Source organism: uncultured Desulfosarcina sp., from assembly GCF_963664155.2.
In the GTDB taxonomy this organism is placed as follows: Bacteria; Desulfobacterota; Desulfobacteria; order Desulfobacterales; family Desulfosarcinaceae; genus Desulfosarcina.
This window is the reverse complement of record NZ_CAXXXH010000001.1, coordinates 1,566,222-1,589,891: the sequence shown is the minus strand read 5'-3', so window position 1 is coordinate 1,589,891 and position 23,670 is coordinate 1,566,222. Positions and strand designations below refer to the sequence as shown.

General features: G+C 52.6%; 25 protein-coding genes. 15 read left to right on the top strand and 10 right to left on the bottom strand.

Annotated features, from left to right (window positions below):
* Nucleotides 1–6: 6 nt before the first annotated feature.
* The 9 genes from ACHZBS_RS07205 to ACHZBS_RS07165 all read left to right on the top strand — a co-directional run bounded on the left by ACHZBS_RS07205 (nt 7) and on the right by ACHZBS_RS07165 (nt 7,910).
* Nucleotides 7–294: a DUF503 domain-containing protein gene (locus ACHZBS_RS07205; RefSeq protein ID WP_319405826.1), complete on the top strand. Its 288-nt coding sequence runs from the start codon at nt 7–9 to the stop codon at nt 292–294.
* A gap of 66 nt (nt 295–360) precedes the next feature.
* Nucleotides 361–747 (top strand): 30S ribosome-binding factor RbfA, encoded by a 387-nt coding sequence (gene rbfA, locus ACHZBS_RS07200; protein WP_319405825.1) that lies wholly within the window; start codon nt 361–363, stop codon nt 745–747.
* A complete protein-coding gene (locus ACHZBS_RS07195) occupies nt 710–1,705 on the top strand; it encodes a DHH family phosphoesterase (RefSeq protein ID WP_319405824.1) in 996 nt (331 codons plus the stop codon). The genes rbfA and ACHZBS_RS07195 overlap by 38 nt, the downstream gene beginning before the upstream one ends.
* Entirely contained in the window at nt 1,690–2,607 is a 918-nt protein-coding gene (gene truB, locus ACHZBS_RS07190; protein WP_319405823.1) for a tRNA pseudouridine(55) synthase TruB, read from the top strand. The genes ACHZBS_RS07195 and truB overlap by 16 nt, the downstream gene beginning before the upstream one ends.
* A 126-nt stretch (nt 2,608–2,733) precedes the next feature.
* On the top strand, nt 2,734–3,003 hold the full coding sequence (gene rpsO, locus ACHZBS_RS07185; RefSeq protein ID WP_319405822.1) for a 30S ribosomal protein S15: 270 nt from the start codon (nt 2,734–2,736) through the stop codon (nt 3,001–3,003).
* 207 nt (nt 3,004–3,210) lie between these two features.
* Nucleotides 3,211–5,310 (top strand): polyribonucleotide nucleotidyltransferase, encoded by a 2,100-nt coding sequence (gene pnp / locus ACHZBS_RS07180; protein WP_319405821.1) that lies wholly within the window; start codon nt 3,211–3,213, stop codon nt 5,308–5,310.
* Nucleotides 5,291–6,556, top strand: a complete 1,266-nt coding sequence (locus tag ACHZBS_RS07175) for a pitrilysin family protein (protein ID WP_319405820.1) — start codon at nt 5,291–5,293, stop codon at nt 6,554–6,556. The genes pnp and ACHZBS_RS07175 overlap by 20 nt, the downstream gene beginning before the upstream one ends.
* A 74-nt stretch (nt 6,557–6,630) precedes the next feature.
* Complete coding sequence (gene dut, locus ACHZBS_RS07170) at nt 6,631–7,089, top strand: dUTP diphosphatase (protein WP_319405819.1); 459 nt, start codon at nt 6,631–6,633, stop codon at nt 7,087–7,089.
* Nucleotides 7,090–7,091: 2 nt separating this feature from the next.
* Nucleotides 7,092–7,910 carry an MBL fold metallo-hydrolase gene (locus tag ACHZBS_RS07165; protein WP_319405818.1) on the top strand — a complete coding sequence of 273 codons (819 nt, stop codon included), beginning with the start codon at nt 7,092–7,094 and terminating at the stop codon, nt 7,908–7,910.
* Nucleotides 7,911–7,997: 87 nt separating this feature from the next.
* Here the strand turns inward: ACHZBS_RS07165 and ACHZBS_RS07160 are convergent, their stop codons facing one another.
* From ACHZBS_RS07160 to lpxC, 7 genes are all read right to left on the bottom strand, one after another.
* The gene (locus ACHZBS_RS07160; protein ID WP_319405817.1) at nt 7,998–8,894 is read right to left on the bottom strand and encodes a selenium metabolism-associated LysR family transcriptional regulator; all 897 of its coding nucleotides are present in this window, start codon (nt 8,892–8,894) and stop codon (nt 7,998–8,000) included.
* Nucleotides 8,895–8,897: 3 nt separating this feature from the next.
* Nucleotides 8,898–9,380, bottom strand: a complete 483-nt coding sequence (gene coaD / locus ACHZBS_RS07155; protein ID WP_319405816.1) for a pantetheine-phosphate adenylyltransferase — start codon at nt 9,378–9,380, stop codon at nt 8,898–8,900.
* A 56-nt stretch (nt 9,381–9,436) separates the two neighbouring features.
* Complete coding sequence (gene rsmD / locus ACHZBS_RS07150; RefSeq protein ID WP_319405815.1) at nt 9,437–9,991, bottom strand: 16S rRNA (guanine(966)-N(2))-methyltransferase RsmD; 555 nt, start codon at nt 9,989–9,991, stop codon at nt 9,437–9,439.
* Nucleotides 9,988–11,331: a sigma-54 dependent transcriptional regulator gene (locus ACHZBS_RS07145; protein ID WP_319405814.1), complete on the bottom strand. Its 1,344-nt coding sequence runs from the start codon at nt 11,329–11,331 to the stop codon at nt 9,988–9,990. The genes rsmD and ACHZBS_RS07145 overlap by 4 nt, the downstream gene beginning before the upstream one ends.
* 28 nt (nt 11,332–11,359) lie before the next feature.
* Nucleotides 11,360–13,600 (bottom strand): ATP-binding protein, encoded by a 2,241-nt coding sequence (locus ACHZBS_RS07140; protein ID WP_319405813.1) that lies wholly within the window; start codon nt 13,598–13,600, stop codon nt 11,360–11,362.
* 21 nt (nt 13,601–13,621) lie between these two features.
* Complete coding sequence (locus ACHZBS_RS07135; RefSeq protein WP_319405812.1) at nt 13,622–14,194, bottom strand: DUF4390 domain-containing protein; 573 nt, start codon at nt 14,192–14,194, stop codon at nt 13,622–13,624.
* 122 nt (nt 14,195–14,316) lie between these two features.
* A complete protein-coding gene (gene lpxC / locus ACHZBS_RS07130) occupies nt 14,317–15,189 on the bottom strand; it encodes a UDP-3-O-acyl-N-acetylglucosamine deacetylase (protein ID WP_319405811.1) in 873 nt (290 codons plus the stop codon).
* A gap of 324 nt (nt 15,190–15,513) precedes the next feature.
* Here lpxC and ACHZBS_RS07125 point away from each other — a divergent pair, with 324 nt between their 5' ends.
* Complete coding sequence (locus ACHZBS_RS07125; RefSeq protein WP_319405810.1) at nt 15,514–16,176, top strand: magnesium chelatase domain-containing protein; 663 nt, start codon at nt 15,514–15,516, stop codon at nt 16,174–16,176.
* 16 nt (nt 16,177–16,192) lie between these two features.
* The gene (locus tag ACHZBS_RS07120; RefSeq protein WP_319405809.1) at nt 16,193–16,723 is read left to right on the top strand and encodes a thermonuclease family protein; all 531 of its coding nucleotides are present in this window, start codon (nt 16,193–16,195) and stop codon (nt 16,721–16,723) included.
* Here ACHZBS_RS07120 and ACHZBS_RS07115 read toward each other — a convergent pair.
* Together ACHZBS_RS07115 and ACHZBS_RS07110 are read right to left on the bottom strand one after the other, a co-directional pair.
* Nucleotides 16,707–16,949 carry a hypothetical protein gene (locus ACHZBS_RS07115; protein WP_319405808.1) on the bottom strand — a complete coding sequence of 81 codons (243 nt, stop codon included), beginning with the start codon at nt 16,947–16,949 and terminating at the stop codon, nt 16,707–16,709. The genes ACHZBS_RS07120 and ACHZBS_RS07115 overlap by 17 nt on opposite strands.
* A 23-nt stretch (nt 16,950–16,972) precedes the next feature.
* On the bottom strand, nt 16,973–17,893 hold the full coding sequence (locus ACHZBS_RS07110; RefSeq protein WP_319405807.1) for a tetratricopeptide repeat protein: 921 nt from the start codon (nt 17,891–17,893) through the stop codon (nt 16,973–16,975).
* A gap of 362 nt (nt 17,894–18,255) precedes the next feature.
* Here ACHZBS_RS07110 and ACHZBS_RS07105 point away from each other — a divergent pair, with 362 nt between their 5' ends.
* Nucleotides 18,256–19,074 (top strand): FRG domain-containing protein, encoded by an 819-nt coding sequence (locus ACHZBS_RS07105; RefSeq protein WP_319405806.1) that lies wholly within the window; start codon nt 18,256–18,258, stop codon nt 19,072–19,074.
* 204 nt (nt 19,075–19,278) lie between these two features.
* Here the strand turns inward: ACHZBS_RS07105 and ACHZBS_RS07100 are convergent, their stop codons facing one another.
* A complete protein-coding gene (locus ACHZBS_RS07100; protein WP_319405805.1) occupies nt 19,279–19,884 on the bottom strand; it encodes a tyrosine-type recombinase/integrase in 606 nt (201 codons plus the stop codon).
* A 479-nt stretch (nt 19,885–20,363) separates the two neighbouring features.
* Here ACHZBS_RS07100 and ACHZBS_RS07095 point away from each other — a divergent pair, with 479 nt between their 5' ends.
* The 3 genes from ACHZBS_RS07095 (at nt 20,364) to ACHZBS_RS07085 (ending at nt 23,473) form a co-directional block, all read left to right on the top strand.
* Nucleotides 20,364–20,705 carry a hypothetical protein gene (locus ACHZBS_RS07095; RefSeq protein WP_319405804.1) on the top strand — a complete coding sequence of 114 codons (342 nt, stop codon included), beginning with the start codon at nt 20,364–20,366 and terminating at the stop codon, nt 20,703–20,705.
* Between the two features lie 153 nt (nt 20,706–20,858).
* The gene (locus ACHZBS_RS07090) at nt 20,859–22,094 is read left to right on the top strand and encodes a hypothetical protein (protein ID WP_319405803.1); all 1,236 of its coding nucleotides are present in this window, start codon (nt 20,859–20,861) and stop codon (nt 22,092–22,094) included.
* A 749-nt stretch (nt 22,095–22,843) separates the two neighbouring features.
* Complete coding sequence (locus tag ACHZBS_RS07085) at nt 22,844–23,473, top strand: hypothetical protein (protein WP_319405802.1); 630 nt, start codon at nt 22,844–22,846, stop codon at nt 23,471–23,473.
* Nucleotides 23,474–23,670 lie beyond the last annotated feature (197 nt).

Here is a 23,670-nt window from a genome sequence, read left to right as displayed (position 1 = left end):
ACCACAATGGTTGTAGGTGTCGGACACATCGTTTTCAGAATCCATCAGTGCAACTCCTTGAAGGAAAAACGCAAGGTCGTCAAGGCTATTGTTGCCCGCATCCGAAACCACTTTAACGCCTCGGTGGCCGAGGTGGCGGACAATGACATTTATCAGCGGGCGGTAATTGGTATCAGTCTGGTAGGCAGCGACCGTCGCATGATCAATGCGAAACTGGATAAACTATTCAACTTTGCCGAAGACCTGGGGCTTGCGGAAATGATCGACACCCAGCTGGAAATCATTTCCCTGTGACCGTCAACCCCACCCCGTCTTACCGGCAAATGATGATTCGGTGACCGGATCGAATGTGAGACCAACGTGGCAGCCAGATCATTCAATCGAGCGGAAAGGGTCGGCGGACAAGTACAGAAAGTATTGGCCGGTCTGATTCGAAAGGGCGTGAACGACCCGCGCCTGGCCCAGGCCACTATTTCCGGGGTGACCATGAGCCGAGACCTGCGGATTGCCAAGGTTTACTTTACCGCTCCCGGTGGTGCGCATGATGAACAGGCTCTCTTGGCGGGTTTTGAGAGTGCCAAAGGGTTTATCAAGCGGGAACTGGCCAGAGAACTTGGTCTACGATACATGCCGGACTTGAAATTTTTTTACGATGCGTCGTTTGACTATGGGGCTCATATCAACCGGGTCCTTAAATCCCTGCAAACCAATGATGAAAAAAATAATCCAACAACTGACGAACAGTAGCCGTGTTCTGGTGGCATCCCACGCCAAGCCGGACGGCGATGCCATCGGCTCACTGCTGGCCATGGGTATTGCACTGGAACGGGTAGGGTGCGAGGTGACACGCTACAATGAGAGCGCTATTCCCGCCGTATACCGGTTCCTCCCGTCGGTGGACAGCATCCAGAGGCAGCTGACGGATGTGGGATGCTTCGATACGGCGGTGATACTGGACTGCGGGGGCCTTGACCGTGTTGGATCGGCCGTTGATGCCATCACCACCATACCCGCCATCGTCAACATCGATCATCACACGACCAACACCCGATTCGGGCAATACCATCTGGTGGATGTGAATGCCTGTGCCACGTCAGAAATTATCTATCGGTTGATTCAGGCCATGGATCTGGAATTGGATGTAGAGATGGCCACGGCGATTTATACCGGCATTCTGACGGATACCGGTTCTTTCCGGTTTTCCAACACCAACCGGGCGGCCTTTTCCATCTGCGAAGCCATGGTTGCTATTGGCGTGAATCCGTCCGCAGTGGCCCGGCATGTATACGGCACCTATTCCCTGGGACGGATCAAACTGCTCAACCTGGCTTTGGATTCCATCGAGATATCCAGCAACGGGCACATCTCCATCATGACGGTTACCCGGGAGATGCTGTCAGATACCGGCACCCAGCCTGAGGATGCGGATGGCCTGATCAACTATGCCCGACGGATTCAGGATGTGAAGGTCGCCGCCCTTATCCATGAGCTGGAAAATGGAAATGGCGAGTCGAGGAGCCGAAAACGATTCCACGTGAGTCTGCGCTCGGACGGCAGTGTGGATGTTTCCCGCATTGCATTGGATTTCGGCGGAGGCGGCCATGCCGGAGCCGCCGGATTTTCCGTGGAGTCCAGCCTTGCAGAACTGAAGAAGACGATATACAGCCTGTCCGAAGGTATTAGGGGGACATGCCACCTGAACTAAATGGGATTCTCCTGGTCGACAAACCCAAGGGGATTTCATCCGCTGGCGTTGTCGCCCGGGTCAAGGGCATTTTCGGGGTTAATAAAGTCGGCCATACCGGGACGCTGGATCCCTTTGCTACCGGTGTCCTGATCTGTTGCATCAACCAGGCTACCCGGCTTTCCCGGTTTTTCCTCAAGGGTGACAAGGTTTACGAGGCGGAGCTGGTCCTGGGTACAGCGACCGACACTCAGGATGCGACAGGAACCGTCATTGAACGGCTTCCACTGGAGGGTATATCAGAGGAACAGGTCCGGGAAATGGCGGCGCGGTTTGTGGGCGCAATCACCCAGGTTCCTCCGATCTACTCGGCCCTGAAACACCAGGGGACACCGCTTTACAAATTGGCCCGTCGGGGGGTGCCCGTGGAAAAGCCGGCTCGGCCGATACGGATTAACCATTTGGAGCTTCTCGATGTGAACCTGCCGACGGTTCGGTTCTCGGTGTCCTGTTCATCCGGTACCTATGTCCGTACCCTATGTGCTGACATCGGTCGAGAACTGGGCTGTGGTGGGCATCTCAAGGCTCTTTGCCGAACAGCCAGTTGCGGCTTTTCCATCGATGCGGCCTTCAGCTTGGAGAAGCTGGCGGAATTCAGTGGGCAAGGTCGGCTGGGCGAAACGGTGATCCCCATGAATGAAGCGCTGCCATTCATGCCTGCTGCGGTGGTTGATGATATGCTGGCCAAAAGGATCCTCAATGGCACTAAGCTTTTGGAAGCAGACCTTCCGATTCCACCGCGGGCGTCTGAACAGGGCGTGTTTAAGGTGGTGGACCCAAACGGCCGTCTGATTGCTGTTCTGGCTGAATCATCGGCAACGGCCAGCTATAATTATTGTTGTGTTTTTTCGGCGCAAAGGTGATAATAACAAGATTGTATAGTGATTTTAACTGATTTTAAAAACCGCCGGTCATGATGCGGCCGTCCGGTTGAAACCCAGATGAAAAGCAAAACGTTAGTCAGTAACCATTTTAAGGAGGACGGAACATTGGCGTATACAGCGGAAACTAAAAAAGAACTCATTGAAAAATACAAACAGCACGACTCCGATACGGGTTCTCCGGAAGTCCAGATCGGTTTGCTTACCCATCGGATTTCTTATCTGACCGAGCATCTGAAAGTACACAAAAAGGATCACCACTCCCGTCGGGGATTACTGATGCTGGTTGGCAAGCGTCGCCGACTGCTCAATTACGTCAAGGGCAATGACGTTCAGCGCTACCGTTCTATTATCGAAGCCCTTGGGTTGCGGCGCTAAGGTGATTCGACAACGGCAACGGACAGTTGCCGGACACCTGTTGCCGGTTTTAACGGATGCAGCCACCCACAGTTCGGCTGTTGCCGAGGGGAATCGGTATATCTTGTGTGGCTTGGCGTCTGGCCACAGGCCTGACCAACGGCAACTTTACAGGCAACGGTCGGTGTTTTATCCGCTGCCGGAATATTATCAGGAGAAAGAATTCTAATGGAATATACATTCAAAGCGGATGTCGGGGGCAAGTCCCTGAGCATCCAGGCCGGCAAGGTCGCCAAACAGGCTTCCGGATCCGTTGTGGTTCAATACGGCGATACGGTGGTTCTGGTAACGGCGGTTTCCGCTACTAACGAGAGAGATGTCGATTTCCTGCCCCTTTCCGTAGAATATCAGGAAAAGATCTATGCGGCCGGCCGAATTCCGGGCAATTACTTTCGAAGAGAGATCGGACGTCCCAGCGAGAAGGAAACGCTCACCGCCCGTCTGATCGATCGCCCCATTCGGCCGCTGTTTCCCAAGGAGTACCGGTTTGAGACCCAGGTTATTGCCACGGTGCTTTCCATGGATCAGGAGAATGATTCCGATATGCTGGCCATGGTGGGCGCATCGGCGGCGCTTGAAATCTCGGATATCCCCTTTGCCGGACCTATTGCCAGTGTTCGTGTGGGACGCATCGACGGTCAATTTGTGGCCAATCCCACCCTTTCCCAGATGGCGGAAAGCGATGTCAACATCATGATTGCCGGTTCCCGCACGGGTGTGGTCATGGTTGAAGGCGGCGGCGATGTGGTCAGTGAAGCGGATATGCTGGAGGCCATTTTCTTCGGCCACCAGGCCATTCAACCCATCATCGAGATCCAGGAGCAGCTCAAAGCGAAAATCGGCAAGGCCAAGCGGATCTTTATTCCGCCTGAAAAAGATCCGACGCTGGTGGAGATGTTGCGGGAAAAGGCCTCTGTACCGTTGCATGAGGCCCTGATCATCCCTGAGAAGATGAAGCGTTACGAGGCCGTGCGAACGGTCAAGTCGCAAATTATCGAATCGTTGGGCGAGGAGATGGCGGATCGGCGCGAGGAGATCAGCTCCGTTCTTGGCGACCTCCAGAAGCAGATTTGCCGGGACATGATTCTCAAAGAGGGCCGTCGTATCGATAACCGGCGGTTTGACGAAATCCGACCCATCACCTGCGAAGTGGGTGTGCTGCCCCGACCCCACGGCAGCGCGCTGTTCACTCGAGGCGAGACCCAGGTGCTCGGAATCCTGACCCTGGGTGCGGGTGGTGACGAACAACGGGTGGAAACCCTCAGTGGTGAGGAGAACCGTCCCTTTATGCTTCACTACAACTTTCCTCCCTACTCGGTGGGGGAGGTCAAGCGGGTGGGGTCCCCCAGCCGGCGGGACATCGGTCATGGCGGCCTCTCCACACGGGCCATAGAACGGGTACTTCCGGATAAAGAGGATTTCGACTATACGATCCGCATCGTTTCCGAGGTGCTGGAATCCAACGGCTCTTCGTCCATGGGAACCGTCTGTTCAGGGATACTGGCGATGATGGACGGCGGCGTGCCGATCAAAGCACCCGTGTCGGGCATTGCCATGGGGCTGGTGAAAGAGGGTGACCAGGTGGTGATCCTTTCCGATATCTTGGGTGACGAAGATCACACCGGTGATATGGACTTCAAGGTGACCGGCACCGCCGAAGGCATCACGGCCCTTCAGATGGACATCAAGATCCACGAACTTTCCCGGGATATCATGAAGCGTGCGCTGGATCAGGCGAAGGCGGGCCGGCTGCACATACTGGACAAAATGCTCCAGGCATTAGCCGCTCCCCGTGAGGAAATTTCTCCCTTTGCACCGAAGATTATTTCGATCAAGATCAACCCGGACAAAATTCGCGACATCATCGGCCCCGGAGGCAAGGTGATCCGGGCCATTCAGAGCGAAACCAACACCAAGATCGAGATCGACGACAGTGGCCTGGTGAAGATTGCCGCTACATCGGCAGAAGATGGCGAGGCCGCCCGGCTGCAAGTGGAAACGCTGACCATGGAGCCTGAAGTGGGTGCCATATACGAGGGAAAAGTGGTCAAGACCACCGATTTCGGGGCTTTCGTCCAGATTGTTCCCGGCACCGATGGACTGGTGCACATCAGCCAGTTGGCCGCCCACCGGGTTGGCAAGGTGACCGACGTGGTCAAAGAGGGGGATATCCTTAAAGTCAAAGTCCTTGAAATTTCCAAGGACGGCAAGATCCGGCTCAGCCACAAGGCCGTTCTGGAAGATGAGCGTGAATCCGACGGTCAATAAAACCATCCTGGATAACGGCGTTCGCGTCGTTTCCATGACCATGCCCCACGTACGATCCGTTTCCATGGGGGTCTGGGTTCATGTGGGATCCCGTGACGAATCCGAGGCCGAGAGCGGGCTGTCTCATTTCATCGAGCACATGATCTTCAAGGGCACGGTCAGGCGCACCGCTTTTCAGATCGCCAAGGAATTTGATGCCATCGGCGGTCAGACCAACGCCTTCACCTCCATGGAACATACCTGCTACCATGCGCGGGTGCTGGATTCCCAACTGGAAACCATGGTGGATATCCTCTCCGACATTTTCCTGAATTCGGTTTTCGATGAAAGAGAAGTCGCGCGGGAACGACCGGTAATTGTCCAGGAGATCGGCATGGTCGAGGACAGCCCCGAGGAATGGGTCCACACCATGATGGGTCCCGCTTTCTGGGGCGGCCATCCGCTGGGACGCTCCATCCTCGGTTCCCGGGAAAACATTCTGGGGTTTGACAGCCAGACCATCAAGGCGTTTTTCAAGCGGCTCTACCAGCCCGACCGGATCATTGTCTCCGTTGCGGGCAATGTGGATCACGATCGATTTGTGGAAAAGGTGGAACCTGTTTTTTCCTCAATCGCTGCCGGTAACGGGTTTGCACCCCGGAGTGTGCCGGCAACCGGGTGCGGCATCATCCGGAAGCATCGGGATCTTGAGCAGTCGCATATCTGCCTCGGTATGAACGGGGTGTCGGTGGACGATTCCCGCCGATTTGCCGCTTCCCTGCTCAACACCATTTTCGGGGGGAACATGAGTTCCCGGCTTTTTCAGATCATTCGCGAAGAGCGGGGACTGGCCTATTCCATCTATTCCTTTTTAACATCTTTTGCCGATACCGGAATGTTCGGTGTCTACACAGCGGTTGCCCCCCCGGACCTCGATGCCAGCGTCGATTTGATTATGGACCAGTTTCGTAGGCTGAAACGTGAGCCGGTCTCTGACGATGCGTTAAGGGATGCCAAGGAGTTTACCAAGGGCAACCTTCTCATGGCCGCGGAAAGCCCGGACAACCAGATGGTCCGATTGGCCCAGAACGAATACTGTTTCGGACGGGTCATTCCCATTGAATCGGTGATCGACAACATTGATGCCGTTACGGCTTCCGAACTGCTTTCACTGGCCGAAGATCTGTGGAATAGCGGCGATGCGGCCCTAACCATGCTGGGGCCGGGTGTTGACCGGACCGACCTTTCCGGAAGACTGGCTCTGTAGGGGTTCCGAAACGCCGGTAGACAACGACAGCCTGTTTTTAACCGAACCCGAACAACTGCCTGCGAATATCTCCTATGCACGCTCCACCATCCATCGATTTCCTCAGGCTGGACCCTGATAAAAATCAGGATATTCCGCTGCCCCGTTACATGACCGCCCAGAGTTCCGGCATGGACATCTGTGCCGCCGTGGACCATGATCTAGTTTTGGCACCAGGCCACATCAGCCTGGTACCCACCGGGTTTGCCATGGCCCTTCCCACCGGGTTCGAAGCCCAGATCCGACCCCGCAGCGGATTAGCGGTCAAACACGGCATCAGTATCATCAATGCACCCGGAACCATCGACGCCGACTACCGGGGAGAAGTTAAGATCGCCCTGATCAACCTGGGACAGGAACCGGTGACACTCAAACGGGGTGACCGCATCGCTCAGATGGTTATCCAGCAGGTCTGTCAGGCCCGGATCAATGTGGTTAAGCAACTCGATGATACCGACCGCAGCGTCGGCGGCTTTGGGCACACGGGCCGATGAAAATGGCAGATTCGTCTGAAATCGGGGTGTCGGCCGAAGGCACTGGTCGCCGTCTGTCGGTCTGTGTTCTGGCCAGCGGCAGCCGGGGAAACGCCACCTACATATCCGATGGCCGAACCGCCATTTTAATCGATGCGGGCCTGTCCGGGGTAGAGATTCAGCGGAGGATGGCCTGTAAAGGCCTGGATTCCAACAACCTGGATGCCATCCTTGTTTCCCACGAGCATGCCGACCACATCCATGGCGTGGGGGTCCTCTCCAGGCGTTTTGGCTTGACGGTCTACATCAATGATGGAACCCGGCAGGCATCGGGGAAAGCGTTGGGCAAACTTCCCGAGGTCGTTCCCTTCTCATGCGGGCATGCTTTTGCCATCGGCAGTCTGGACATCCACCCTTTTTCCATTTCACACGACGCCGAAGACCCGGCGGGCTTCACCATTTCAGGCAATGGTGCCAAAGTGGGCGTGGCCACCGATCTGGGAATCGCCAGCGGAGTGGTGAAAACACACCTGAAGGCCTGTGACATCCTTATTCTTGAAGCCAACCATGATCCCCAGATGTTGATCGACGGACCCTATCCCTGGCCTCTGAAACAACGCATCCGCGGCCGAAGCGGCCACCTTTCGAATGACGCCGCCGCCCTGCTCTTGGAATCGCTCCAGCATGACCGGTTGGCCCATGTGATCCTGGCCCACTTGAGTGAGGAGAACAATACCCCGGAAAAAGCCAGGCGGGTGATGATGACCGCTCTTAACGGTGCCAGCGTCAAACTCCATGTGGCCTCCCAAGCGGAAGGCAGCCGTGTGCTGACCCTCGGTTAGCACCCTCAGATTAAAGCTCCTCGTGCAATGGTGCAAATGGGTGCTTTACCTTGTAAAACGGTCCAAACCACTTGATACGGTCAGGTTTTAGGTGGGGACCTGGCTGTTGATGAACTCCATAAAGGTCTGGCATAAAGGGGAGATGCTTCGGTGCCGATGATGGGTGAGGTAAAAGGCCCGCTTGAGATTCAGGCCGTCAATGGTCAATTTTTTCAGATTGCCCGCCGCCACATCGTCGGATACCGCGATAGCCGAAAGAATCGATACCCCCATGCGGTTTTTGATCGCCTGGCGGATCGCTTCGGTGCTGCCGATACGGGCCACCACCTTCAAATCATTGATGTTCAACCCCCCTTCGGAAAAACTGGTCTGGATGGATTTGAGGGTCCCCGATCCGTGCTCACGGATAATAAAGGGCTCGGTGAACAGTTGTTTTGTCGTGACCCGTTTTTTCCCGGACCATCGGTGATCGCTCGGCACCACCAGGCACATTTCATCTTCCACCAAATGGGTCTGCAAAATGCTTGGATTGGTGGAAACGGCGCCCACCACACCCAGTTCCAGATCGCCGGATAGAATCGCCTCGATGATCTGTCGCGTGTCGGCAATGGTGAGGCTGACGCTGACTTCCGGAAAGCGCCTGGTAAAAGCGCCGATGATCGCCGGCAGCACGAAGGCGCCGGGGATCGTGCTGCCACCCAGATTCAGGCTTCCCTTGACCTTTCCCTTGAATTCAGCCATGGCGCTTTCGGCTTCATCGCGCAGGGTGATCATCCGTTTGGCGTAGCGGTAAAGCAGGCGTCCGGCCTTCGAGGGCAGGACCTCCTTGGCCAGTCGATCGATGAGCCGGCAATCGAAGTGATCCTCCAGATCCTTGATGTGACTGGAGACGGTGGGTTGGGAGAGGTGCACTGCCCGGCCCGCCCGCGAAAAGCTTTTGAGGTCCACCACCTTGCAGAAAATTTGAAGCTGCCACAGGTCCATGGCTTAAAATCCGAATTTTGTTTTAATTCGGTGATTGACTCCGGGGGGCACCATGTCCGAGACGTCGCCGCCAAAGCGGGCGGCCTCCTTGATGATAGATGAGCTGGTAAAAATCCAGCGCAGGCCGGTCATGAGAAATACCGTCTCAACCTCCCGGTTGAGTTTTCTGTTCATCAGCGCCAGCTGGAACTCATATTCGAAATCGGAAACGGCGCGCATCCCCCGCAGAACGGCATTGGCATTCCGCTTCTGGGCGTAGTCCACGAGCAGGCCGTCGAAGGTGTCAAATTCGATATGGTCGATGCCTGACATGGATTCATTCAGCATTTCCAAGCGCTCCTCCACAGTGAACAGCGCATTTTTGCCGGGATTGAGCAGAATGGCGATGATGATTCGGTCGAACAGCTTCAAGCCGCGTTTGGCAATGTCGATGTGTCCATTCGTTACGGGATCGAAGGATCCGGGATAGATGGCGATACGTTGCATGAAGACTCCCAGCGATTGAAAACAGCCAAGGGGATCGAACAATTGTCGGGAAAGGGCTATAGCATGGTATCCATAAAAGAAACAAGGGTTTTCCCGAATCGACGCTGGTCTCTAAGGGTCAGCTTGCCCATGGTGCGGAGGATGGGCTCCCGGGTGCTGTGCTCGATGACCACACAGGCGCCGGAGGAAAGTGCCCCGCATGATAAAAGGCCGGCCAACGTCGGTGCCACGGCATTGATTTCATAGGGAGGATCCATGAAGACCAGGTCGAAGGCATCTCGTTCCGATATCAGGCAGTTGAGGTTCTTCAGGATATTCCAGTGGATCACGCGGGTGCGATCTTCCAGCCCCAGTTCCCGGATATTGTACCGGATGGCGGAAAGGGCCGCCTTTGCCTGATCCATGAAGACGGCTGAGGCGGCACCACGGCTCAGCGCCTCGATACCCAGGGCTCCGGTACCGGCAAACAGATCCAGCACGTGTTTGGCTTGAAGGCTGCCGCCCAGGATATTGAACACGGACTCTTTGATCCGGTCGGCAGTCGGTCGGGTGGCCATGCCGGCGGGAGCCCTCAGCCGTCTGCCTTTTAGCGTCCCGCTGATGACTCTCATCCTTTGTTTGCCGTTATCAGCGACTTGATATATTTTGGTTTGACACCGATGGCCTTGGCGGTCTTGGCCACATCATTGTCGTGGGCGGCCAGTTTTTTGCGGACATATTCGGCTTCAAAAGCGATGCGGGCCTTTTCCATGCCGTCAATGGAAAAGAGTTCACTCACAGCGGTTTTCTGGTCCGAGAGGTTGGCGGGAAGATCCCTGACGGTGATAGTGTCTTTTTGAACCATGATAGCCAATCGTTCGATGAGATTTTTCAGTTCCCGCACATTGCCCGGCCAGGTGTATTTCGTTAAAATTTCCAACGCATTGGAGGATAATGTCTTGCGCTTCTCACGGTTGCTGGCGGCGGCCTCGGTCAGGAAAATTTCCGCCAGGGCCGGGATGTCTTTGGCCCGATCCCGGAGTGGCGGGACCTCGATGGGGACCACGTTGAGGCGATAATACAGATCTTCCCTGAAACTTCCGTTTTCGATTTCCGCCTCCAAATCCTTGTTGGTGGCCGCGATTACCCTCACATCCGTTGTCAAAACTCGGCCACCGCCCACCCGCTGAAATTTTTTCTCATCGAGGACGCGCAGGATTTTGGCCTGGGTGACCAGGCTCATATCGGCGATCTCGTCCAGAAAAATGGTGCCGGTGTTGGCCATCTCGAACTTGCCCCGTTTTTTGGTGCTGGAGCCGGAAAGGGCCCCTTTTTCATGGCCGAACAGTTCACTTTCGATGAGTGTTTCGGGAATTGCCGCGCAGTTAACATCGATCATTGGGGATTCGGCTCGCGGGCTCAACTGGTGGATGGTTCTTGCCACCAGTTCCTTGCCGGTGCCGTTTTCCCCTTTAATCAGCACCCAGGATTCGGTGGGGGCAACGGTGGCGATCTGCATCTTCAGTGCCTGCACCGGTGAACTGACGCCACTGATGGAGTGCTTTTCAATGGTTTTTTTCCGCAGGAAGCGGTTCTCTTCCTCCAGGCGGCGGAAATTGAGGGCGTTATTGATGGCAACAATGACTTTGTCGATATTCAGGGGTTTTTCGATGAGGTCGAAGGCTCCTAGTTTGGTGGCTTTGACCGCGGTTTCCACGTTGCCGTGGCCGGTGATGATGATCACCGGCAGGGCAGCATTGTTTTTTTTGATTTCTTTCAGCGTTTCAATGCCGTCGATTCCCGGCATCCAGATGTCCAGCAGCACCAGATCCGGTGCTTCGGTATCGATAACCTTCAGGGCTTCATAGCCATTGTTGGCGGTGATGACCTCAAACCCTTCGTCGGTGAGCAAGCCGCTGAGGGACTGAAGAATCGATGGCTCGTCGTCGACAATTAATATAGAGGGGAACATATGGGGTTTCCTTTCTCAAGAAACGATTTCAAGCCGGCAGTTCGATAACAAATTTCGCCCCCTTCGGCAGATTGTCCTGCACCCGTATCATACCGTTGTGGTCGGTGACAATGGAGTTGACGATGGTCAGGCCCAGGCCCATGCCAGCCTTCTTGGTGGAAAAGTTGGGTTCGAACAGCCGGATTTTGTCTCTGTCGGCGATGCCGGTGCCGTCGTCGGCCACTTCTAAGCGGACCAGCTTCAAAATGGGATCGTAGGCAGCCGTGATGGCAATGTGGCCCTGGTTGCGAACGGCGGCTACGGCGTTGTCAACCAGGTTGATCATGGCCTGTTTGAACTGCTGACGGTCCAGGTTCATCTGGGGGATGTCTTCACTGATCCGGACATCGAAGACGATACCCGGATGCCCTTCCCGGTATAGGGAGACGGTCTCTTCGATGATGGGGGGCAGCTGGCAGGCCTTGGGGTCGGCCGTGGGAAAGCGGGCGAAAGTGGAGAACTCGTTGACCAGGTTGCGGATCAGGTCAACGTGGTCGATGATCATGCGGGTGCACTCGTCGAACACCGGTTCGTTGATACGCTCTGAATAACGCCTTTTAAGCCGCTGGGCTGACAGGCTGATGGGGGTGAGCGGGTTTTTCACCTCATGGGCGATGCGCCGGGCCACTTCTCGCCAGGCGGCCATTCGCTGGGCTTTTTCAAGTTCCGTCAGGTCATCGAATACCATGACGATGCCCATGGGGCGTCCCTGTTCATCTTTCAGGGCGTTGACATATACGAGAAATGTCCGCGGTTGTCGGTTTACCGAGACCCGCAGAGGAATTTCCAGGGTCTGGTCCCGCACCGAAGTGACCCGATCCATGATGTCTTCGGCAAATTGAAGGTGTTCGGTGTTCAGCAAATCTTCATAATGTTTGTCCAAGACCTGCCCGGCGTCAAGGCTGAGCATTCGTTCCGCTGATTTGTTGAAGGTGGTAATGATGCCGTCGGCATCCAGGGTGATGACACCGGCGGAAACATTTTTCAATACGATTTCCATATATTGCCGCCGTTCCTCGATTTCCTGGTTTTGTTCGGTGAGTTTGCGGGCGGACAATTCCAACTGCTGGCGACCGGAGCGCAGGTCCCTCGTCATCTTGTTGAAAGCATCCACGAGACTGCCGATTTCATCGTCTGTCGCATCGCTGTCGATGGTGACGGTGAGATCTCCCTCGGCCACTCGCCGTGTGCCGGCAGCCAGGTCCATGATGGGAATGGTGATGGTTTTGGCCAGGTAGAAGCCAAACCACACGGCGCAGAAGATAACCAGCAGGGCCACAATGGACAGGGTAATATAGTAGGTGATCTGAATAGGCTTTTTCAGCAGCTTGATCTGCTGGTATTCGTCGATTCCCCTGGAAATGGATTCCATGTTTTCCGCCAGGTCCGGTGGAATAAAGAGACCCAGGACCACATGGGCGGTGGCCGTTTCCGGGGCAACCCCAAAGGGTATCGTTCCGATCGTTCGGAGCAGTTCCCCGTCGCTCAGCGTTCCGGTGAGGGTGCGCACCTCCTTTTCGCCGGCGTCCTTGATAAACGCACCCGGGGGGGCGGCTTCAACGGCAACATTTTCCAGGTCTTGCCCCAGGGCATAGGTGAGGCGGTTGTAATTTGCCGAATAGACCTCCACCGTGTCAAGGTCGAACTCGCGCTGAACCACCTGAATGTAATGGGTGAGTTCTTTGAGTTTGTCAGGTTCGGTCAAGTTTTTTCGCTGGATCTGATAGGAGATCCGCTCCAAAAAAAAGCGCTGGCGGATTTCGTTTTCACGATAGAACTGCTGGCCGACCAGAAGGGATTTCTCCAACGCCTGCTCAACGGGAACGGTGAACCAGAATTCGATGCTGTTGGTGATAAAATTGATGGAAAAGAAAAATAGGATGATGGTGGGCAGTAGGGACAGGGCCACAAAGGCCATGACCAATCGGGTCCGCAGCCGGGCACCCATGACTTTTCGGCGCCGGGCGTAGAGCAGCTTCACCAGGTTCCGAAACACGAGAAAGATCAACAGGATCAACAACAGCATGTTGATGTTGATCAGAATGAACATCAAGATGGTGTTGGAAACCGGGATATCTGCACCGAAGGTGATCACCCGGTTTTCCACCAGTGTGAGCACGGTCACCACCACGATGATGACGATACTGAGCACCGCCTCCCGTTTGCGGCGTTTGCGTTCTTCTTCCGAGAGGATCGGTTTTGGTGTAGGGCTGCGTTTGCCGAAGATCATGAGGGCATGTGGGAAAATCGGTTAATAGATAAAATCGATGGTATACCAGTCGGTTTCAAAATCCCAGAGGGAGAGAAAAAAAAGGACGTAGTGCAGATAATAGGGCAGCGTTACCCGGCTGAGTTTTGCCTTTGCCTGGATCTGGTATTGTTTGCCCCTTTCCAGCAGTCCCAGCGGGATCACTTTGAGGCTGTCGATCTCGGTCATGAGTTTTTTCGCCGCATCGAAGGATTGAAGGATCACGGGGCTGTTGCTGTCCCATGAGCGGGATACGGCATATTCTTTTTTAAGGCTGTTGTATTTGATGGTGTGGGTGATGGTTAGATCCGCCATCTTTTTGTCTAACCACATGCTTCGGGTTCGGTAAAGATTGATGAAAAATGTGAATGACGCCGGCACTCCATTCTTTACCGCATCCTCCATTTTTTGGGTAAAGGCACCCTCCACCGACAGGTAAACCAGCAGATCGTCCCTAGTGTTGGTGACAATAATGTTGGTGAGCGAGGCATCCTTGGCCATGGCTATTCCATGGATCGGCAAAAGAAGGATAACCCACACTATAAAGCCGGTAACTCGCTGGCTGGATTGGTTCATGGATGTGCCGCTGGATTCTCGAGGTTGACTAAATAGAAGAAAACAATACAAAAAATAACCATACCGGAACTGTTGAAAAATGGCAAGGTGTTTTGCGGCGGGTGCCCGGAGGCAGGACGGGTTCATGCCGGATGAGTTGCCATGGTGCAGGTTTCCCAGGAGCCTTTTTCCTTGAAGAACTTCTCCAGAAAGGCATGGTTGAATGCGTGACCGGATCTGTTGGCGATTACATGTCCCATGATGGGCATACCGATTAGGGAAAAATCGCCGATGCAGTCAAGCAATTTGTGGCGAACGAACTCGTCCGGATAGCGCAAGCCTCCCTCGTTGAGCACTCGATTGCCGTCGATTACCACGGCATTGTCCAATGAACCGCCCCGGGCCAGACCATAGCGCTTCATCATTTCCACCTCATGGAGAAAACCGAAAGTCCGGGCCGCACAGATCTCTTTCTCAAAGGTTTCCCGGCCGATGACAAAATCGCAGGTCTGGGTGCCGATGAGCGGGTGATCGTAGGCGATGGTGCAGGTAATCCTGAATTCGTCGGCCGGATAAACAGTGACGGACTTCCCGTTTTCAGATAGGGAAATGGGCTCGTTCACTTTAAAATAGCATTTACGCCCATCCTGGCGAAGGGTTCCTGCTGATTTGATCAGTTGGGTAAAGGGGCCGGCGCTGCCGTCCATGATGGGCAATTCATAGGCGTCCACTTCGACAACGGCGTTGTCAATGGACATGCCGGTGAATCCGGCCATCAAATGCTCGACCGTGGAGACGATGCAGCCCTCGGCACCAATGACGGTGGCCAGACTCGTGTCCACGACGTTGTTGAAATGGGCGGTGACCCCGGGGTGGCCGGGAAGATCACTGCGGACAAAACGAATGCCGTGATTGACCGGTGCAGGCTTGATGGTGAGGTTGACGGTTTTTCCCGAATGCACACCGACACCGGAACAGCTTGCCGGCATGCTGATGGTTTGCTGGTGGTGTTTCATTTTTTGATATATCCTGACGCGTTTCGATCAGTCCTGAGCGGATGCATGAGCCGCCGCGTCAATTTTTACAGTAATGTGCGGTTGATTTTCGCCGCAATCCTTTTTCCCGCTTAAACCCGCCTATGTAGACAACGAGCGAGAAAGGGTGTTTCTTGCCTACCGGCAATCTTAATCACCCGCTTTTCTTTTGACAACATTTAATTGTTATTCCGATAGGAATTTGATTCTTATACAAAACCGTTGTTCTTGGGTGACGGGCTTGATATACATTTTACTTCGCACGTTTCGTACGAAGTAATCCGTTATTTTTTAGGGAGGTGGAATTTGCTGGCCAGGGTATTGAGCAGTGCCGTGATCGGTATCGATGCTTATCTGGTGGAAGTGGAAGTGGATATTGCCCAGGGACTGCCGACCTTCACGACGGTGGGCCTGCCGGAAGCGGCGGTCAAGGAGAGCCGGGAACGGGTTAAATCTGCTATTACGAACTCTGGCTACACGTTTCCGGCGGATCGGATCACCGTCAACCTAGCCCCGGCCAACATTAAAAAGGAGGGGACAGGCTTCGACCTGCCCATGGCTTTAGGGATTCTGTCCGCCACCGGCATCCTTTCCGAAAAAGCCATTTCCGGTTACCTGTTTTTGGGTGAGCTGTCCCTGGACGGCCGCGTTAAGCCGGTTAACGGCTCCTTGCCCATGGCCATCGCGGCTCAGAAAGCGGGATACCGCGGCATTGTGGTTCCCGCGGATAACGGCAAAGAAGCATCCGTGGTGTCGGATCTCTCCGTTTATCCGGTGCGCACCCTGGGCCAGGTCGTGGATTTTCTCAGAGGGTTCGGGTCTATTCTTCCGTTAAAGACTGACCTGCGAGCCGTGTTTGATGCTCCTGATTGTTCAGGGACGGATTTTTCCGAAGTGATGGGCCAGGAGCATGCCAAGCGAGCGCTAGAAATCTCTGCGGCCGGCGGCCACAATGTGCTCACATTATGATTGCAATACCCCACATATGAAAAAATCAATTTTCGTCAGCTTCCTTATGGTCGGTCTGGTTCTGTTGCTGTCATGCCATCCAGCGCCCGCCCTCGCTCTCAGTGACACCCCATGGCCGCACCCTGCGGCTGCTTGGCAAGGTGAGGTGGTCGGCATATCCGATGGAGACACCATCACGGTCCTTCATAATGGCAAGGGTGAAAAGATACGGCTATACGGTATCGACACCCCTGAAATGAAGCAGGCCTTCGGGAAGAGGGCCAAACAGTTCACATCAGACCAAGTGTTCAGGAAGACCGTTAAGGTGGTCCCAATGGATACAGACAGGTATGGTCGGACAGTGGGCATGGTGTACCCTATCAGTGGGGCTGAGAGCCTCAATGAGGCCATTGTCAGGGAAGGGTATGCTTGGGTGTACCGAAAATATTGCAAGGCTGATTTCTGCGCTGGCTGGCTGGAGGTGGAACAGACGGCTAAGGGTAGGGGGTTGGGGTTGTGGGTTGATGGTAGTGCGGTGCCGCCTTGGGAGTTCAGGAGGGTGAAATAACCTGAAATAGCATGGTAAGGAAGGCAGCAAAGGCTGTTAACGCTGTAAATAGCATGGTCCAAAACATGTACTTGGTATAGCGCTTAGTGTGCTCTGCGGTGTCCTGAATGGCCGTAGTTTGACGTGAGAGAAAGACAGCCTTTGCTTTTTCAGTACGTTCTAAGTTTGGATTGATGCATTCATCTATCAGTCTTTCGTTATCCATTTCATTGTAATTCTCATTCATAATAGTCTCCTTTGTTTATCCATCTATTGGTCCTGCTTTTGTTCATTCCGTTTCTGAATCTTTTCCCACAACACAGCAGCTTCTTTCTGAGCCTCTGCGATCTGTTCGGGGGGCATCATGTTGGTAAGGATTCCCATATTTTCCGTTGCCTGTTGGTGACCTTGGGCAGCGGCAAGACTCATCCATATATAGGCTTTTTGGTAATTTAAAGGCACTCCTTTTCCAACACCATAAATCAATCCCAAATTGAATTGAGCGTATGGGAATCCCTGCATGGCAGCTTCCAAATACCATTTCTTCGCTTCCTGATAATTTACAGGCCCTCCTTCCCCAAAATCGTACATCGTTCCGGCATTGTATTGCGCTATTTTGTTTCCTTGTTCAGCTGCTTTTAAGAACCATTGTAGAGCTTCTATATTGTTTACAGGAACACCCTGTCCTCCTCGATACATAACACCAAGATTACTTTGAGCGATTTCGTGGCCTTTTTCGGCAGCTTTCTTGTACCATTCAAGAGCCAATGGGTAATTCACAGGGACACCTTTGCCTTTGTAATACATATGACCAACATCAAACATCGCTCTGACATTACCCCAATAAGCAGCTTTATCATACCATTTCAAAGCTTCTTGATAATTGACTGGAACACCTAAACCCTTGTCGTACATTATCCCCAAAGTATATGTAGCATCGATGTTTCCAAGTTCTGCCGCTTTATGGAACAGTCTTAGAGCTTCAGAGTAGTCTTGTGGGACTCCACTACCTGTAAAGTGACTTAAACCCAAGTCGTATGCTATTTGAGCATTAAGGAAATTGTCTATGACTTTTGAGTTTTTTGGTTCCTCACTGCCGCAGATTCCACAAACGACCTCCGCGAAAATATATGAACAACAAAAAACGATGACCAGCCCCCACCATTTCAATATCGACCATCTCTGATTCATATGCGGACACCCCCTCATCTCATCCTGAAATGATGGCTATGGAACTCAATCTTGGAACACTATCTGTGGATGGATCTGTGGAACACAGCGGACAGGTATTAAACGATATCTCGTTACCACAATGGGTGAGGGGTGGCAAGGGATATGGAATCCCTGAAGACCGCTGAATGCTTTCTATCCACATAACCTCTTTATGACCAAGGTTTGAACCAGCAAAGACTGCTGGATCAGCATTTCGTGAATCCTTTTTGATTTGGCATAGGATGGATTGGGCTTGATGACTTACCGTATTGACTGTATGGTATTACATTAAAGGGATCTAATTTTCCCCTATTACGTTGTTTAGGATAGTAGAGGTACCAATGACTGATGGGAAGATGACATGGGATGGATACAAAAGCTGGGTCAGCACTCTTATCCAAAGTAAAACCAGCTTTCTGTGCCGAGGACAATCTAATGAGTATTGGAAGCTACAAACTACATTCCATAGAGAGGCTATACATAAAAAGCTATCTCTCCTTGATTACCTTGATGTTATCATACCAGATATCCACTATCATCTTTGTGCTGTCCATGATGAAATTATCAACCTAAGGGTGCAAGAGGAATTCGGTGCTTTTCTTGCGTTAATACAGCACCATGGGTTTCCAACTCCTTTACTTGACTGGACTCTATCCCCCTATATTGCAGCTTACTTCGCATTCAAAGGTGTTAATGATGTTCAGCCACAAAGCGATAACGTAAAGATATATCTTTTTGATCACTTACAGTGGCTTAAATCATTTGAACAACTTTATGACTTAAGAGATACGTCCAAAGGATTTGTAAGTATTTTAAAGCCATATGCAAAGCATAATCCTAGAATTATCGCACAACAGGGTTGCTTTACATTGACCAATATAGAAGAAATGGAACAATACATTCTTGAAAGGGCAATACAAAACCAAACGAATTTTCTATATACAGCTTTGCTCTCAGTCAAAGAAAAACCATTGGTTCTAAAAGAACTCAATTGGATGGGCATTAATGAAATGACGTTGTTTCCAAGCATTGGTGGTATTTGCAGAGGCTTAAAAACCATGCACTTTTCACCAGATACTATTGGACCAACTCTTAGCGAACAATTGAATTTATTAGCTAAGACAAACTTACCAAATGAGGGGCCATCAGTAGGATGGTAGATTGTCAATACTGATAAAGCTTTCATTTCCAACCCAAAAATATGAACCGGTATCTTATACGTGACGTGGCCAAGTTCTCCCCCGTAGGCCCTCGCCGGTCCATCTAAAGGAACACACGCACGTACCCTCCTAAGCATTATCGGCGGTCGGCTGTTTGTAATAGCGCATAGGGATATTGCCACTGCCGCTGGTTCTCATTCACGATTACAACTCATTCATGTAAACATTCTTGACCTCTTCAGGCTGGATGCACAGATACGTCATGGTCTGCCTCTGGCTGCTGTGGTTGAATATATCCACCAACTCAGGGAGGCCAACTCCGAAGGACACCCTCTGATGATACCCGAACGTCTTTCGCATTGTGTGGCTGCCGAAGTTACCCTTCAGGTTGACCGACTGACACCACTGCTTTACCAGCCTGTTGACTGAGGGGACCGTTAGAGGCCCTCTCTGACCAGTGAACAATGGGTCTTCATCCTTGTATTCACGGCTCTTAAGCAGGCCCTGGATAGCCTCTGTGGCCGCCTTGTTGAGGGTGATTCGACGGTGCTTGCCTGTCTTCTTTTCCTTTAGTGTCAGCTCATCGCCTGCCTTCAAATCCTTCACCATCCGCACTGTAATCCGCAGCAGGTCAGACGCCCTCAGGTTGGTGTTGATGCCCAGGGTGAACAGACACAGATCCCGAGGTTTATCACTGAGCAGCCTCTTGATGGATTTGATGTCCTTGATGTCTTTGATGGGGTCCACCTTGATGGAGTCTCCTATCTTGGGATGGTTGGGGTTCTTGATGGTGGTGTTCTTCTGCGCCATTAGCTGGCCTCCGTGGTTGAAATATTAGTTAACTAATAGACACAATATGCCTAAATCTTAACCAGTTGTCAACACCCATTCCAGCTCTTTATTTTGCCACCATCTATAATACACCAATATCATTCATTATTATCAACTCCACGGGTCAACTCGTTAACTTTAGCCTATTTGTTAACCAGTTCATTGGCTGTGTCCACCGGTCCTGAGATTGTGTTTACCTCAAATTATGGTAACCACCTGATATTGTTCAATTCGCGCTTACAGCCCACCTTAGGAGAGAAAGAAGCTAAGAATATAGTTAACGATAGGCTGAGATAGAGCTAACCTACTGTTTTAATTAGATTGGCGCTTACGGCTCACCTTAGAAGGACTAAAGCGCCATGATATCCGCAACATCACCATCGGGGTGATAACGGCTGGTAAGGCGCACCACATATACACACACAACCGACCACATGAAGGGAGGTGACAGCAACACAATGGACTTTGAAGCAAAGAAACAGGAGCTTGAGACCCTATGGGAGGACTCATTTGACCTGTGCAAGACCATGGTAGCATCCTGTAAGAATGGAGACATGAAGCTGACCGGCTCCATCCTGAAGGAACTCAATCAGTTCATCAAGCAGTCTGTCGATTTCATACACCACACGGCAGCTCAGGAGGCCTTCAGTGACCAGCAACGGCAGGATGAAGAGGATGCCATGAAGGCGATGGAGGAGCTTGATGTAAGCTTGCCTGTGTTCCCTGAGGATGATGAGGATGAACATGGGGAGGCCCTGGAGCTACCGGAGGAGTTCCCGTGTATTCACTCGGGTGATTAGAGTCACACAACCACCAACAACAATTTAAACTGCAACACAGCAGCGGCGCAGAGGCACTGAGACCACCACCATGGGGTCCGGTGCCTTTGTCGTTTCTGAGGGGGTGAAATGAAAATCAAACAGCAATCAACCATTAAGATTGTAGACGGTGTCATGGGTGCCGGCAAGACATCCTGGGCAGTCCAGATGATGAACGACCAAAAGAACAGCGGCAAGCGGTACCTTTATATCACGCCGTTCCTGTCGGAGGTTCAGCGGATTATCGATGATTGTCCTGGCCGTGAATTTGTTGAGCCTAAGGATGGCGCTGGCAGTAAGAACAAATCGGATGCCCTGAAGCTTCTCCTGGCCGATGGTCGTAATATTGCATCGACCCATGAACTGTTCAAACGGTTGGATGATACCACCCTGGACCTGATTCGTATCCGAGGTTACACCCTCGTCATGGATGAGGTCATGGATGTGGTCGAGCCACTGAAGCTAAAACCTGAAAAGGTAGCAGCCATGTTCAACCGGGAAGTCCTCAGGCTCCAGACCGTCAAAGATTATGATGGTTCCTTTTTTCGTGTCCGTGCTGGCCAGGAAGAGGCCTTCGATGAGTTCGCTGAATATCAGCGCATGGCCGAGATGGGCAGGCTGGTCCTTGTCAATGGCACCCTGCTGATGTGGCTCTTTCCGAGTCCCATCTTTAGTGCCTTCAGGGAAATTTATAACCTGACCTACCTGTTCGATGGTCAGATTCAGAAGGCCTACTTTGACCGGTTCAATCTGAATTATGAATACTTCACGGTCGCTGGTTCCAGGGATGCCGGATACCGGCTGATACCTCATGAGCGTGGCAGGACGGCTGAGGCTGACCGTATTGCTGAGTTCAGGAAACTGGTCACCATCCATGATTCCGACAAGCTCAACGGTACCGGGAAGGCTGATAGTTCGCTGTCTGCTACTTGGTTCACCATGAGAGCATGCAAAGCGGACAAGCAGAAGCTCAAGAAGAGCGTCTACACTTTCTTCAGATGGCATGCCAAGGGTAAGTCAGGGGAGAACATGTGGACGACCTTCAAGAATCAAAAGCAGTCCTTAAGTGGCAATGGTTACGCTCGTGGATTCGTTCCATGTACGGCCAGAGCCACCAACATGTATCGTGACAGATCGAATCTGGCCTACTGCTGCAACCGGTATGTGCATCCGTTCGTGAAGGACTTCCTCAACGGCGATGGTTTCAGTATCGATGAGGACTTGTTTGCCCTGTCGGAGATGATTCAGTGGATCTGGCGTTCACGGGTTCGGGACGGAAAACCCATCAATGTGTTCATCCCTTCTGCACGCATGCGGGGACTGCTGATTAGCTGGCTGGAAGGTCACTGGAATGGAAAACCTGCAGATTGAACCTGCAGGAATTGATTTTTTTATATGTATTTCCAGTACTTTGAAGGCCTATCCCTTATAGGGAAAATACCCACAGTTAGCTGTAAAGTTTGCCATTTAGTTTTGATTGAGCCTGAGCGTTAGCGAAGGTGAGACCTTGCAACACTTGGTCAACACCATGCATTAGATTTAAAGAATAACCCTTATCCTATCCAACACCATGCTAACACAATGTCAGCCACAGATAGACCTCACCCCCTGCCGGGGGCAGTTGCTGACCGACAGTTAGCTATCCGTTGGATGGTGTCCATGCTTTAAAGCTTGCCAGCCCTACGGGCGATTGACACCAAAAATAGTAATAACATTCTTGAGCTGTCCCAGAGCTGACCTTCAGTTATCCTTTTGAGTGGTCTCAATAGCCGTCTCCCACAGCTTTAGGACCACTGATTGATAACCATTGGTCAGCTCTACACCATCCCCCCAGCCTGTGCATCACCGCGCTCACTGCTCTTGAAACCTGAAGCCCTGACTCATCCACCAGCCATAATGCCCTGAGGGGTGTAGGCTGTTGGGTGCCCAGGACACCTTCACAGGGTGAACGCGCTCGCCGGCTGGTGCCGGTCATGTGGCTGGCTGGGGGGATGGTCCCCTTCATTATTATTCTTCATCTCTCTTCGTCTTTGTATGGTTCACCGAGCCGGTTAACCTATTCAAGGCCTCAATGTTAACGAAAGGAAAAACAAATACCAATGCCTAAATATGGAGGCTCAATGCAGGCCGCAATTGTAGGTAATGAGCAACAAAAATGTAAAGTGGATGGGTGTTATACAACCCGTTGGCGAATCTCGGGATACTGTCAACATCATTCAGACAATCAGCAGCGCTGGGGCCACCCTGAAGGCCTGGACATACCGGACGCAAGGCTAACCATAGCCTTTGACCAGATTCAAAAGGTCATAGCGGCCAATCCAGAGCACAAAGGGATAGCCATCGGTAAACGCTTCTTTGAACAATGGATGGTAGTAGCTGTTGCCACTATTAAACTCAGTCCCCCTATGGTTCCAACTGGCCGGCATTTGGTCAGACTGGCTGACTTCAATGTCCATCCTCTGGACTGCCTTACCGTCGTTGGGAGTGTGTGGCTGTTTGCCACCCGGGACCGGGGGAGATTCGTCAAGGGTGATGAACACACGAGAGCTGTCATGGGACAGAAGCTGTTTGCTCTTGCTCCCATGAGGGGTGAACATCAAAAGACCGGACAGGAGCGAAAGGCCGCCGGCAAATACATTCAAGACAGCATTGGTGTCCTGCTGGTCACGCTGGCCGATGCTGTAGAGCAGATGGAGCAACGAGGGCAGACCCGATTGAAAGCCATGGGGTCTGCCTTGGATATTCCATAATGACCGCAGCCATCACCATCAACACCACCATCGTAAAATAAAGGAGCACACAAACCACCATGAACACCAACACCAACACCACCAGCGCTCACCCAGCGCACGCTAAAAGAGACCCAATGGTAGGTCAGCGCTTCGGGTACCTCGTTGTCCTTGAGCGGGCTGTACGGCCATCACACATCCGCAGTGGTGTCTATTAC